Source organism: Paenibacillus mangrovi (genome assembly GCF_022898935.1).
Classification (GTDB): domain Bacteria; phylum Bacillota; class Bacilli; order Paenibacillales; family Paenibacillaceae; genus Paenibacillus_AQ; species Paenibacillus_AQ mangrovi.
In genome coordinates this window covers 140,857-154,560 of record NZ_JALIRP010000005.1, presented here as the reverse complement: position 1 = coordinate 154,560, position 13,704 = coordinate 140,857, and the positions used below count along the sequence as shown (strand labels likewise).

Annotated in this window: 10 protein-coding genes; all 10 read left to right on the top strand. The window is 47.5% G+C overall.

Translation table 11 applies throughout. From position 1 onward, the window contains the following. Positions 1 to 22: 22 nt before the first annotated feature. Complete coding sequence (locus MUG84_RS13685) at positions 23 to 847, top strand: flagellar hook-basal body protein (protein WP_342346116.1); 825 nt, start codon at positions 23 to 25, stop codon at positions 845 to 847. Between the two features lie 13 nt (positions 848 to 860). Further along, entirely contained in the window at positions 861 to 1,139 is a 279-nt protein-coding gene (locus tag MUG84_RS27655; RefSeq protein WP_425313222.1) for a DNA-directed RNA polymerase subunit beta, read from the top strand. A gap of 302 nt (positions 1,140 to 1,441) precedes the next feature. Continuing rightward, a complete protein-coding gene (fabZ, locus tag MUG84_RS13675) occupies positions 1,442 to 1,879 on the top strand; it encodes a 3-hydroxyacyl-ACP dehydratase FabZ (RefSeq protein WP_244725607.1) in 438 nt (145 codons plus the stop codon). Positions 1,880 to 1,919: 40 nt separating this feature from the next. Then, positions 1,920 to 3,638 carry a phospho-sugar mutase gene (locus MUG84_RS13670; RefSeq protein WP_244725606.1) on the top strand — a complete coding sequence of 573 codons (1,719 nt, stop codon included), beginning with the start codon at positions 1,920 to 1,922 and terminating at the stop codon, positions 3,636 to 3,638. 79 nt (positions 3,639 to 3,717) lie between these two features. Next, complete coding sequence (locus MUG84_RS13665; RefSeq protein WP_244725605.1) at positions 3,718 to 5,736, top strand: DUF5693 family protein; 2,019 nt, start codon at positions 3,718 to 3,720, stop codon at positions 5,734 to 5,736. Beyond that, the gene (gene csaB / locus MUG84_RS13660) at positions 5,709 to 6,842 is read left to right on the top strand and encodes a polysaccharide pyruvyl transferase CsaB (RefSeq protein WP_244725604.1); all 1,134 of its coding nucleotides are present in this window, start codon (positions 5,709 to 5,711) and stop codon (positions 6,840 to 6,842) included. Before MUG84_RS13665 ends, csaB begins: the two co-directional genes overlap by 28 nt. Before the next feature lie 75 nt (positions 6,843 to 6,917). Then, a complete protein-coding gene (locus tag MUG84_RS13655; protein ID WP_280521337.1) occupies positions 6,918 to 7,619 on the top strand; it encodes a WecB/TagA/CpsF family glycosyltransferase in 702 nt (233 codons plus the stop codon). A gap of 113 nt (positions 7,620 to 7,732) precedes the next feature. Further along, positions 7,733 to 8,857 carry an MraY family glycosyltransferase gene (locus tag MUG84_RS13650; RefSeq protein WP_244725602.1) on the top strand — a complete coding sequence of 375 codons (1,125 nt, stop codon included), beginning with the start codon at positions 7,733 to 7,735 and terminating at the stop codon, positions 8,855 to 8,857. Between the two features lie 216 nt (positions 8,858 to 9,073). Beyond that, positions 9,074 to 13,033: an S-layer homology domain-containing protein gene (locus MUG84_RS13645; RefSeq protein WP_244725601.1), complete on the top strand. Its 3,960-nt coding sequence runs from the start codon at positions 9,074 to 9,076 to the stop codon at positions 13,031 to 13,033. A 144-nt stretch (positions 13,034 to 13,177) separates the two neighbouring features. Beyond that, positions 13,178 to 13,519, top strand: coding sequence for a hypothetical protein (locus MUG84_RS13640; protein ID WP_244725600.1), 342 nt, complete (start codon positions 13,178 to 13,180; stop codon positions 13,517 to 13,519). Positions 13,520 to 13,704 lie beyond the last annotated feature (185 nt).

Genomic DNA, 13,704 nt, shown 5'->3' with positions numbered 1-13,704 from the left:
GGCTTTGGCTTAAGGGAGGTTTATGATGAATAACTCCATGATCAGTGCGATGGTATCCATGAACAGCATCCAGCGGAAACTGGATATCATTGCAGACAATATCGCGAACCTGGATACGGTGGGATATAAGCAGAAGGATACCTCTTTTGAGGACACGCTGACTACTGTCATGCAGCAGCCCAAGGATTTTCAGCAGCAGGGGAGATTTTCACCGCTGGGATATACAACCGGATACGGAGTCCGGATGGGTGATGTCACCCGCGATACGACGCAAGGACCTCTGGAGCAGACGAACAATCCGCTCGATCTCGCCATCGAAGGCAGCGGCATGTTTGCGGTTGAAGCTTATGGGAAACGCGCATATACCCGGGAGGGCGGATTTCACTTCGCTCCTGATCCAAGCGATCCCGGTTCCATGGTGCTGCTGAACAATCAGGGATATTTTGTGCTAAGCGATAAGAATGAACATATTAAAGTATCTGATAAAGCGAAGGTTGCAATTGATTCCCATGGCAAGGTGATTGTGGATGAGAACGGCAAGATGACATCACCTTATACGCTTAAAGTGCTTAAGCCGCTCCGTGAGGATGCGCTTCAGCAGATGGACGGTAATCTGTTCGTTATTCCAACCAGTCTGACGGAAAACCAAGTGTTTGAGAAACCGCCTGCAGGCGGCGGCATTCCCGAGAACACTTCGATCCGCTCGGGTTACCTGGAGAAATCCAATGTGGACTATATGGGTCAAATTACAGATATGATGCAAATGCAGCGTGCCTACCAGCTGGCTGCACGGGCAATCAGTTCCAGCGATACAATGATGAACCTGGCCAACAATATGCGAGGCTGAGGTGGAAGCGGCTATGAATGAGAACAATAAGCCTGCTGACAAGCTGACGAGAGCCCATAGCCGTCAAGGAACGCCTGAAAAGGCGGGTGCGGATCGGGATAGCCAGAATCCTGCTCCAAGAAAGACGGCGCGCTGGAGAATTGTCATTCGCTGGATGATTCCGCTGTTTCTGCTGCTCGCTTTAGCAGGAGGCTTGATCGTCGGATACGTGGTTGTCGGCAAGCAAAGCTTGTCCGAAGTATTCGAGTGGAAGACATGGCAGCATGTCATCGATCTGGTCTTTGCTCCATGATCCAAGTGGCCTCACCAACGAAGTGACATAAGACTCCCTCGCTAGCCCGGGGGAGTTTTCTTTTTTGGCTCGGAAAATGTATAATGATTGGGGACTTGAGATCGCCAAAAAGGGCCCCGCTTCATGCCACTGCGGTTAGACCGCGGCTTGTGGAGAGGAGCCCCTTATCTGAACCTTCACTTCTGCAGTTGGTGAAGGATATCTATAGTTTTTTCCGTATAATCGTGTTTTTATGCAAAATAGCAGGTATTTCAAGGGCTCAAACAGCCTAAATTGCCAATGTCGGAAGGAGATTTGATGTCGTGCTAAATGTCAAAGAAATTCAGGAGATTATTCCGCACCGTCCTCCATTTTTACTGGTGGACCGGATTGTGGAGATGGAGGTTGGCAAGCGTGCGGTCGGTATTAAAAATGTGACGATCAACGAGCCATTTTTCATCGGCCATTTTCCGGAATATCCGGTGATGCCGGGTGTTCTGATCACCGAAGCTTTGGCTCAAGTAGGAGCTGCTGCCATTTTACAAGAAGAGAGCAACAGGGGTAAAATCGGATTTCTGGCAGGGCTAGACGGTTTCCGTTTCCGAGGACAGGTTGTACCCGGTGACACGCTTCGTCTGGAAGTGGAGATAACTCGGTTAAAAGGTAGTATAGGCAAGGGGCATGCCATTGCCAAGGTTGAGGACAAGGTCGTTGCCGAAGGCGACATTATGTTTGCCCTGTCCGATCCGTCCAAAGCCTAATTTCGATATATCAACCGCTCATGGTGAAAGGGGAAACAGTATGACAAACTTAAGCAAACTGGCAGAAGAAAATGTACAGAGATGGCTTTCGGATCCTTCGATCGACGAAGGGACCAAGCAAGAGCTTCAAGGGCTGCGTGAGGAAACGCAGGAGCTGGAAGACCGTTTTTATAAAGATTTGGAATTTGGTACCGGTGGTCTTCGCGGTGTGATCGGTGCAGGAAGCAACCGGATAAACCGTTATACCGTCGGTAAAGCGACGCAAGGTCTTGCACGCTACATATTGGAGCAGCACGGCCAGGCGGAAGTCAATCCATCGATAGTCATCGCTCATGATTCCCGTCATTTTTCTCCGGAATTTGCGCTTGAGGCAGCGCTGGTGCTTGCAGGCAACGGCATTACAGCCAAGCTCTTTCCATCCCTTCGTACGACGCCTCAGCTGTCATTCAGCGTTCGTCATTTAGGCGCTAGCGGAGGCATTGTGATAACAGCCAGTCATAACCCGCCGGAATACAATGGATACAAGGTTTACAACGCCGAAGGCGGTCAGATTGTGCCGGATCAGGCCGAGAAGGTGATCAGCTATATTGGGCAGGTTGATTCTTTTGCTTCAGTGAAACGCCTCGAGCAGTCGGAAGCGGAAGCTAAGGGGCTGCTGGTTTGGCTTGGAGAGGCTGAGGATGAGGCTTTTGCTAACACCGTTGCCGGAACCAGTGTCAACCGTGAACTGATCTCCTCGAAGCTTGGAAAAGATTTCAAAATTGTATTTACCCCGCTGCATGGAACGGGCAACATTCCTGTGCGCAGCGTGCTTGCCAAGGTCGGCTTTACCAATGTTCATATCGTTGCTGAGCAGGAGCAGCCGGACGCAGGGTTCTCGACAGTCAAGTCGCCTAACCCGGAAGAGCGGGAGGCATTCACGCTGGCCATTAAGCTTGGCCAAGAGATTGGTGCAGATATTCTGATAGGTACGGATCCTGACTGCGACCGTATGGGTGCGGTGGTTCTCAATGATAAGGGTGAATATGAAGTGCTTTCCGGCAACCAGTCCGGCGCCATTATGATTCATTACCTGCTGAGCCAGCTGAAGGAGCAGGGCAAGCTGCCTGACAACGGGGCGGTCATTAAGACGATTGTAACCAGCGAGATGGGAGCGACCATTGCTCATCATTATGGTGCAGAGGTCTTCAATACGCTGACCGGATTTAAATATATTGGCGAAAAAATGACCGAATTTGAAAAATCGGGAAGCCATACGTATTTATTCGGATATGAGGAAAGCTATGGTTATCTTGCAGGTACCTATGCCCGCGATAAAGATGCCGTACTTGCTTCGCTGCTGATCTGTGAAGCGGGTGCTTACTACAAGGCACAGGGTAAGACATTATATAATGTTCTTCAGGAATTGTATGAGCAGTTCGGATATTTCCGTGAAAAATTGGAATCGCGCACGCTCAAGGGTAAGGACGGTCTGGCCCAAATTCAGGCTAAAATGACCGATTGGCGCGAGAATCCGCCAAAGCAGGTTGCCGGAGCCTCCGTCACGGAAGTTTTGGATTACTCCAAGGGCCTAAACGGACTGCCACGGGAAAACGTGCTGAAATATATGCTGGATGATGGCTCATGGTTCTGCCTGCGTCCGTCCGGTACGGAACCGAAGATCAAAGTTTATTTTGCAGTACGAGGATCTTCACTGGCTGATGCCGAAGAGCGGATTCAGAAGCTTGTGGCTGAAGTCATGGCGCGGGTTGACGCCTAAAACATTAAGATATAGATAGTCTGCCAAGGCCGCTGCAATCGCTGCGGCTTTGCGGAGTTATAACGAGGAGGTACTTTCGGTGCATCAAAAATGGCAACGCTGGGGCATAGCATCTCGTAAATGGCTGTGTGTCCTGATCGTTCTCGGCATACTTGCCGCTGTGCCGGTTGCATATGACCGGTATCAAACGGAATCATCATCAAAAAACGTGGAGCTGGTATTCAATTACCGCGGCCTGGTCGATGTAGCATCCTACCAGCCGCATCCGGAGCAGTTTATCAATGAGCAGCTCGATAAATTAAAAGCGGCAGGCATTACCAGCATGGCGATGTTTGAGAGCACGCTGGACGATTTCAAGAAAAGCCGGCGGCTGATGGTGTATAATGCTCAGGATATTGCGCAAATGACACACACCGTTATTCCAACGAATGAAAATTACACTTACGTTCTGTTCACCAATGAAGAGAATGCGGGTCGGTTAACGCCTCTGATTGAAGACACGTTCACAAGTCTCGGCATTAACGTGAAGCCTTGGGAGTTTAATCACCAGAAGGGCCTGATTATAGAGACATCGCCGGAAAATGCCATGCTGAAACCGATGCAGCCAGATCCGATTGCATTTGAAATGCTCCGCAGCAAAGGATTCAATATTGTACCTCGGATGTCGGATAGTCTTCCTTATGACCAGGATGCTATGGAGAAACTTCTTGCTTATTATGAAGCAAACGGTGTAAAGCGGATCCTGTTTGAAGGGGATTCGGTTAAAGGCTTCAATGACAACGCGGAAAAACACAGCTTGCAAAGCTTCGCCAACCTGCTGAATCAGCATGGTATCGGTATTGCGGCGATTGAAAATACGAAGAAGCCTCAGGCGGGTCTCGCGGAGCTTTCGTATTACATTCATTATAATGTGGTTCGTCTGTATTCCTTGAGCGACAAGGATGCGGCTGCACTGGATGAGGCTACCATCGCAGACCGGTTTGCACTAGCCACAAAAGACCGCAATATCCGGATGATCTATCTCAATACAGCACCTAGCAAGAACCCTTCAAAAGCGATGATTACCGACTCGATCGACAATATTATCAATTCACTGAACGAGCCGGGTAACGCCATCAAGCAGATGGAGAGATACGGATTTAAGATGGGGCAGGCGCAGGCCTTCCATATTACCGATTCATCAGCACAGCATTATTTCAAAATGGTTGTAGTGCTGGGCGGAATAGCCTTTATTGCACTGATGATTTCCTACTTCCTGCCTAGTCTGACGTTGCTGGCCTTTGCGCTCGGCTTAATCGGCAGTGCGGGATTGTATGTACTGAAACCTACGATATTTGAGCAGTCACTCGCTCTGGCGGTGGCCATCAGCGGTCCGACGGTCGCGATGATCCTGGCCGTAAGGAAGGTCACCGCGCTGAATGCGACCAGCGGTGATATGAAGCCTGGACGCCGTCTGGCAGTTGCGTGTGTTCTGTTTGTCAAGACAGCCGTGATTTCAATGTCGGCGATTCCGTTTGTGATTGCGCTGCTGAACAATATCACGTACAGCTTGGTGCTGAACCAGTTCCGCGGGGTAAGTCTGCTGCATGCGGCACCGATCGCACTGGTAGCTATATACGTCGTTTTGTATCTCGGCGGCCGTCCGATTCAACGAATCGGAAAGCTCTTCAAAACGCCAATTACACTGCTATGGGTCGTTGTAGCCCTGTTGATTGCTGTAGCCGGGCTCTACTACTTGAGCCGCACAGGCAACGGAGGCAAGGTCAGCCACGTTGAGATGATGTTCCGTACATTCATGGAGAATACATTCCATGTGCGTCCGCGTAACAAGGAACTGATGACGCATCCACTGTTCCTGCTCGGTTTGTTCCTATCCGTGAGATATCGGAGTGCGATTTATATCATGATAATCGCTGTCATCGGACAGCTGTCCATGGTGGATACCTTTGCCCATATTCACTCGCCGATGAAAATTTCGTTTGCCCGTGACATCCTGGGTCTGGGACTCGGATTTATTCTCGGACTGATCGCCATCGGCGTATGGCAAATCGCAGAAGGGTGTTGGAAAAAATGGTCACCTCGCCTCAGAAAACAATAGTCATCTCAGGATATTACGGCTTTAAGAACAGCGGCGACGAGGCTGTGCTCCAGTCCATATTGACGGCTCTGGAAGAGAAGGGGAAGCAGGCGGGCGTTTATATCAAGCCCGTCGTGCTCTCCATCGATCCGGAGTGGACATCCTCCACGTATGGTGTGCAGGCGGTCCACCGCATGAAACTGGGCGAAGTGAGACAAGCTTTAAAGAACAGCAGCGGCCTCATCAGCGGCGGCGGCAGTCTACTGCAGGATGCGACCGGTCCGAAGACCATTCCGTACTACCTCGGAGTCATCAAGCTGGCCCAGTGGCTGAACAAGCCGGTGTTTATATATTCCCAGGGGATAGGCCCGGTGAACCGAAAGCTGTTTAATCCTTTGATCAAAAATGCTTTCAAAAAATGCGAATACATCTCCGTGCGTGATGTGCAGTCATCTGAATTGCTACAGAGCATGGGGCTTGAGGCTAGCCGCATTCAGGTGGTTCCGGATCCTGTGATGGGACTCACACCTGAAGCGGGCAGCGTGGCCGTAGAGAATCACGCTGCAGAACCGAAAATGCCTGTTATAGGCATTTCCGTTCGGTACTGGGACCCGGAGCGGCGGGAATTAAAAGGAATTGCCGAAGGTCTGCGCGCATTGTGCGAGAAACAGGCCGTACATCTCCGGTTTCTTCCTTTTCATTTTCCGGACGACGAGAAGGCCTCCCAGGAGATCATCCAGCAGCTCGGGGATGTGACTTCCGGCGGAAGCCAGGTATCAGTATGCAGGGAGGCTGTCTATCCCCGGCAGATGCTGGCCGAGGTGGGGCACTGTGATCTCGTCATCGGGATGAGGCTTCACAGTCTGATCTATGCCGCGAACCGGCTCGTACCGCTGATCGGTGTATCCTATGATCCGAAGATCGATCATTTTTTGAAGAGACTGGATATCGCTCCGGTCGGAACAAGCAGCTCGCTGGATCCCGGAAAGCTTGAGGCGGAAATATCTCGTCTTTTGGCAAGTAGAGAAGCATGGAAGGAAGCAAGCAAGCCTCGCATCGACAGATTGAAGCAGGAAGCCCAGGCGCCGGCGCAGCATATCATTGATTTTCTTAGCAGTAAAGGATAAGGTGATAGAATCGTGAATTCATTAGAACAAGTACCTACGGTTTCCATCTACGGTCTACAGGTAAGCAGACTGGGGATGGATGACACTGTGAAGTATTTAACCCATATTTTGGAGTCCGAAGAACGCAGACCTTTTCAAATCATTACAGCCAATCCGATTATGGTAATGAAGGCTCTGGAGGAGCCGGATTACATGAAGGTGATGCGGGATGCGGAGCTTCTCGTACCGGATGGTACGGGAGTGGTCTGGGCCGCAGCGAGAACCGAAACGCCTGTCCAGGAGCGTGTTGCGGGCTTTGACCTGCTGCATGAATTGATGAAGGCCGGAGAAGACTATCACTGGAAAGTATATTTGCTCGGCTCAACGCCGGAAGTCATTCATGCGACTGCGGAAAAACTGCGTTTACAGTATCCCGGTGTCCAAATCTGCGGAGTTCGCGATGGTTATTTTAAAGAAGACCAGGATGTTGAAGTCATTGCGGACATCCGTAAAGCGGCTCCGGACATTCTGCTCGTTGCACGTGGTGCGGATACGCAGGAGCCTTGGATTGCCCGCTACAAGGAGCAACTGGGTGTTCCCCTGATGATGGGCGTCGGCGGAAGCTTCGATGTCATATCAGGCAAGTCCAAGCGTGCTCCAAAATTGTTCCAAAAACTTCGTGCAGAATGGCTCTACCGTCTTCTGAGAGAGCCTGCAAGGGCCGGAAGAATGCTTGCGCTGCCGAAATTCGCACTTAAAGTGCTGCGGGATAAAGAAAACATGACAAAACCGAGTTAAAAGAATCAATTGTACCGCAAAAACCCGATTTTTTGCTGAAAAACAGGATTGGTTTTATCTTTTTGAGAAGAGTATAATTCAATCCGGTAAAGAAAATGGGGGTTGAACGAAACATGTTAATAATAGCCATCATCGGATGCATTGTGTCATTAGTCTTGGCACTGCTATTAACGCCGCTGGTGAAAAAATTTGCGATTAAAATCGGCGCCGTAGATGTCCCGAACGCCCGAAAAGTGCATACGAAAATCATGCCTCGGCTTGGTGGATTAGCAATATATTTGGCATTTATGCTGTCCTTGTTTGCCGTCCTCCCATTTGTCTGGGATCATTTTTCCATTCGGGATACGAACTTTATTAAGGCCTTTTTACTTGGCGGCTCTCTGATCGTATTGATTGGAGCTCTGGATGACCGTTTTGAACTGTCTGCCAAAGTGAAGTTACTCGGCCAAATTATCGCTGCATGCATTGTCGTTTTCGGATTTGACATCAAAGTAGATTTTGTTAATATACCTTTTCATGATTCCTACTCTTCACTTGAAAACTGGGTTGCGATACCGCTCACGATCTTTTGGATTGTCGGCGTCACGAATGCCATCAACCTGATTGACGGTCTGGACGGACTCGCTGCAGGTGTCTCCGGTATTGCGATCGGTACGATGTTTGTAATGTCCCTGCTCATGGGAAGCTGGATGGTAGCGCTGATCTGCCTGCTGCTTCTTGGAGCCATTATCGGCTTCCTATTCTTTAACTTCCATCCGGCACAGATATTCATGGGAGATACAGGCTCACTCTTTCTAGGGTTCTGTCTGGCAATGCTCTCGATGCTCGGATTTAAGCAGATTGCGATTGTATCGTTTATTACTCCGTTGATTATTATCGGCGTACCTCTTTCGGACACATTCTTTGCGATCGTGCGCCGCTGGATTCAGAAGAAACCGATCTTCGCTCCGGACAAAGGACACCTGCATCACTGCCTGCGGGAAATTGGCTTCAGCCACCGCCAGTCTGTCCTCATCGTGTACGGTATCGCCGCATTCTTCGGCGTCCTGGCTATCATCCAGTCCTCCGCCGCGATGTATGAAGCGAATTGGGTCACCTTCGTTGTAATCTGCGTTATGATGTTCTCCATGCAGATCGGTGCGGAAGTGATCGGCCTTGTCGGAAAAACGAAGCGTCCAATTCTGGATTTGGTTGCAAGGCTCCGAATGAAAGCAAGCGCGGAGCGCGGTTCGAAGTAGGTTGAATGCCATTATATATTTTATATATGTGAAAAGCCGTACCTTAGGGTGCGGCTTTTTTAGTTACTTTTTCCAAATCAGGATGAGATTTTTTGAGCCTGTTCTAAAAAATTGAGGTATTTAGTCCGATAACAAGAGTAGTGATTTTAGTCTATTTTTACAGCGGACAAAACGGATAATCACAAAATTCGGCAGTAAAAGGAGAGATTAACCTTCATGCAGCGCATCAAAAAAACTTCTGTATGGATTATGCTTGTCGCAATGATCGTTTCATTGTTCCCGGTCGGACTGACGAAGCAGGCGTTTGCCGACGGCGGAACGGTAGCGACCTACTTTATTCCTGACGATTTGGCATTGCGCCAGACAGCGCTTTTAACAACGGATAGCACTGGCACACAGATTGATAGACAGAATATTTTTACCTCGAATAGTGCGACCTTGTCGTTTACAGGCGTATATTCCCATGTTAGTGATAGCACCCTTAAAGTCAAGGTGGAGCAGCTCAGTTCGGTACCGGATAATACCGGAATTAAATGGGTGACGGACTCGACTCATTTCAAAGAAGGGTCAATTGCGGTGGATACCTCTTCAACCACTGCACAAAAATTTAAAGTTACCAGTCTTCCGCTCTTCGCGGGATTCAACAAAATCACGCTTTATGGATCTCAGAACGGAATCAGCCGCTCGGACGTATTTTTTGTTCTGTATGATCAGGTCCCGTATATTTCAGATTTGAAAATGACAGGATCAAGCATGGGGGAAGTACCGCTGAGCGAAGGCGTTGAAGCGGTATCCGATAAAGAAATGGTAGCTGTTCAGGGACAGGTAAATAATGCTACTGCAGTTACGGTGTCTGTAAATGACGGTACGGCGTTTGATACAACTCTTCTTCAGAACGGTAAGTTTTTCTCATCTGCGCTCAAGTTGAAAAAAGGAATGAACATCCTCACCATTAACGTAAAGAATGGCTCCGATGTGATGTCCGTTACACGAACTGTCTATTACTATACGAAAACAGATCCGTTCGTAACCATTAACATGAATCACAATGGCAAGGACTATCAGCTTCTTGATAATGTTCCAGTTGTGACGAACAACGGAAAAACAGCCACATCCGAAAGACTGACCGTTACTGTCATGATTCCGGACAAAATCGGAGCTCCTTTTATTGATGCAGGAACAGTCAAGGTCGGTAAGCTTGGGAATATGCAGCCGATCGATCTAAAATCGACTTCTGTATCTGTAAAAGATGTACCAATTACGTCAAGTGATGCAGGTGGCAATAAGCCTGCCTACCGTCTGGTAACACTGACTTTTGACGGTCCGGATGTTGACCCTACGGCAATTGGGGTTGTGCAAAACTTCGTTGTTGAGATCACATACGGTACGGATGTAAGCATGTCTCGGGATCTCAATTTCCAGTATGCTGGTGATGTGACAGGCATCGATGACATCAAATATCTAAAAGGGTATGATCCAGTCCAAAACGCGGATCTTACGAAAATCAGCCAGTTGCCGCTTACGGAAGTCGATACAAGCACGTTTTACATTTTGGTGAAAGCCGATAGAGACATTACAAACCAAACCCTTCATGCGGAGTATTCTCCAAGCGGGGATAAGCTTCAAGTAGACTTCGAGAAAATCGGAACCAAAGACAATGAAGTAGTCTATAAAGTATCGAATATTTCAAGTGGACGTCAAAATGTTCGATTCTATTTTGATAATTCCAAGGCTTATTTTAACGCAGTCATTTCCTATGCCATCAAAAACAATATCTACATTGAAAATGTCCGGAATGGACAGACCTTTGAAATTGATTCGAACGATGTCTCAAAAACAATCATACCGATCAAAGGTGAGTATCGTAATTTCGATAATCTTGAACAGCCTGAATTTTTTGTAAATGGTATCTCAAACAAAAATTTAGGAATTGATTTTATTTTGGATGCTCAAAAGAAATTTTCAATTGATCTGAAAATCAGCAATTCAGGTCCATTGTATTACGGCGAGAACAAGATCAAGTTTGTTGGTTATTCGAAAGATGGTCGGGGAAATACCACGACGATCACCAATGAGCTTCGCATCTATATTTCAGATACCAACATTGCGAATATCACTGTCTTCCAGCCTTCGCTAGCCGACGATGCCAAACGTCTGCCGATTAACGATTTGGACTTGAAGACACTTGATGATAACAAAGTGCTTGCACAGATGACGGCTCGATACCCTGATTTTGTGTATAACAACGACAAGTATGAAACAACGCAACTGAAATATGACTTGGTCATTCAGGGCAGCGGTGCAGAGATTATTAATTTGAACCAGGGAACGAAGAAGCTTTTCTCTTCCCAGGACAACCAGACTATTAAAGATTATTTGAAGGATAAGCAAGCCAATACGGTTTATGCTTCCGGAGATACAACATTTAACGGTGCAAATTACAAATACGACATAGCGATCTATAACGGGAGATTCTTGCTTCGTATAAAGGATATTCCGTTTGAGACTCTTGGCAGCCAGATCTACAACATTGAATTAATCAATAAAACCGGAGCACGCGCCAGCCAGCGTATTGAAATCACACGGGTTGCCGAACCATTCCGGATCCTGTCTCCAAAAACGACTGTTGGCGACCGTATCGTTGTGAACAAGAACTTTGTCCGTTTTGATATTGAAGCAGAAGGTGCCGACAAGGTAATTATCGATAAGCAGGAAGCGCACAAGCGTCCGGACCTGTCAAACCGCTTCTATCTCGATTACGTTGGATTAAAGCCGGATAAGACGAATAAGATTAAGATCCAGGTCGTACGTGGTAAAGATGTCATTAATCAAACGATTGAAATTTATTATACCGGTACAGTAGGGGTAAACACGCAGTTTATGACCGATAAACCGTCAACCAAATACAGCGTGTTTAACAAAGCGATGGAGCTCAGCTTCCCTAAAGGAACGGTCCTGAAATCTGCCAACGTGGGAGCAGGCGAAGTGACGAAATACTATCCGGACAACAAGCTTTTGTTCGGTATAGCCGATCCGAAGGATGGCGTCGTTGAAAGACGTAATGATTATGGCAACCTGATCAACATCGACCGTGATGACAGAACACCAAAAGGTGAAACAACCATCCCTCTGGCAACAGATCTGACAGAGCCATTTACTTCTATTATTGACCAGTATAACTTTACGCGTGTATCTAATATTTATTGGGTCAGTGGCGGATTGGGTGAGCATGGTACGACAAGCTCTTCAGACTATATGTCTCCAACCAACGGCCTTCCACCGCACAGCTATGAGTATCAGAATACGAAGTACAACTTCAAGGAATCTGCCGAACTGCAGCCAGACCGTAAATTGGTTCCTACGCAGCGCGGTACACTCAAGCTGAGTTATGACAAAAATGTGGTAGACGAGGCAGGAACAACCATCACTGTATTCCGTTTTACGGATAAAGCGAAGTGGGAGAATATTGGCGGCGTTGTAGATGCGAAGAATCATACCATCAGCGTTCCATTCGATGAATTCGGCTATTATGTAGTAATGAAACAAAGCCGCGGATTCGACGATATCACCAGACATCCTTGGGCTCGTAATATCCTGAATGCACTGTATGCAAAAGGCATTATGGTGAACGTGCAGCCAAACGCGTTTGGTGCCGATGATCTGACGACCCGTGGTGAATTTGCAACATTACTCGTGAAAGGTCTAAATCTGCCGCTCAATTATGACAAGAACGTTCAAACTTTCTTTGACGTCGTTCCTGATGCAAAGACCGATACATGGGATTTTGAACATATTGAGACCGCAGCCCGTGCAGGTATTATCACTGGTATGTCCGAAGGAAACTTTGGTGTCCTGGAGCCGATTACGAGAGAGGATGCCGCTTTGATGGTATCCCGCGCGATGAAGCTCAAATTGCCTGCCAACGATGCCAAGCTGAAGAGCTCTCTGGACAAGCAGTTCCTTGACTCCGGACAAATCAGCTACTATGCTCGTCCGGCTGTAGACGCTATTGTTAGGGCTAAAATTATGGTCGGTCAGCCTGTAACTCTGCCAGGAGCGAAAAAGCCGTCGTATAACTTTAATCCGAAGAGCAGCATGACCCGTGCCGAAGCCGGCAAAATTGCTGTGGAGCTGTTTAAGAAAACTTCGCAAATCTTCCCTAAGAACTTAAGCTAGGTAATTGACTTATTCATGATGAATGGAGGGGACCTAAGGGTCCTCTCTTTCGATTTCCATTTACATGTCTTTGTAATTTGTCAGAGTTTAGGATACAATGGCGTAGAACGACAATTTATATGTATAAAGGGTGAAGGCTATCTTATGAAACCGATCTATTCCAAGGCTCAGCTCGACTATATGAGAGCAAAAACTAAATTTGAGAATAAGGCTAGCACATTGGAGCGCAAGATTGAGTTGACTCGCAAGACCAGAGAAATTACTCAAGAAGTTATGGAAGGCCTTGTACAAGAGACGGGCTTTCATGATGCCTATAATGAACTGGTACTATCTGAAAATCATTTGATTGAATGGTCCCATTCCACCATTAAGCATGAGAAGACATACCGTGATAACAAGCAGCCGATCGAGCAAATGTATCAGAATTTGAACGCCGACCCGGAAATGCGTGCACAGATCATCGAACTGGCTATGAAGATTCGTTAGTTTTTTGTAACCTTAACATCGAACTTTTTATTCTAAAGAACGCCATTTGGCGTTCTTTTTTGTTATCTGTTTAGCTTCCCGTGGTTCCAGTTTTTTTGACTTCCATATATTTCTTGCACAAACGCTTGGATATAATTTCGAAGGCTGGTAACAATTTTGAATTTTTTTTAAAAAAGGTGCAACTT

Coding starts and splice junctions, on each gene's coding strand:
- MUG84_RS13685 (WP_342346116.1), top strand. CDS start 23: ATGATGAATAACTCCATGATCAGTGCGATGGTATCCATGAACAGCATC.
- MUG84_RS13670 (WP_244725606.1), top strand. CDS start 1,920: ATGACAAACTTAAGCAAACTGGCAGAAGAAAATGTACAGAGATGGCTT.
- MUG84_RS13655 (WP_280521337.1), top strand. CDS start 6,918: ATGGATGACACTGTGAAGTATTTAACCCATATTTTGGAGTCCGAAGAA.
- csaB (WP_244725604.1), top strand. CDS start 5,709: ATGGTCACCTCGCCTCAGAAAACAATAGTCATCTCAGGATATTACGGC.
- MUG84_RS13640 (WP_244725600.1), top strand. CDS start 13,178: ATGAAACCGATCTATTCCAAGGCTCAGCTCGACTATATGAGAGCAAAA.
- MUG84_RS13645 (WP_244725601.1), top strand. CDS start 9,074: ATGCAGCGCATCAAAAAAACTTCTGTATGGATTATGCTTGTCGCAATG.
- MUG84_RS27655 (WP_425313222.1), top strand. CDS start 861: ATGAATGAGAACAATAAGCCTGCTGACAAGCTGACGAGAGCCCATAGC.
- MUG84_RS13650 (WP_244725602.1), top strand. CDS start 7,733: ATGTTAATAATAGCCATCATCGGATGCATTGTGTCATTAGTCTTGGCA.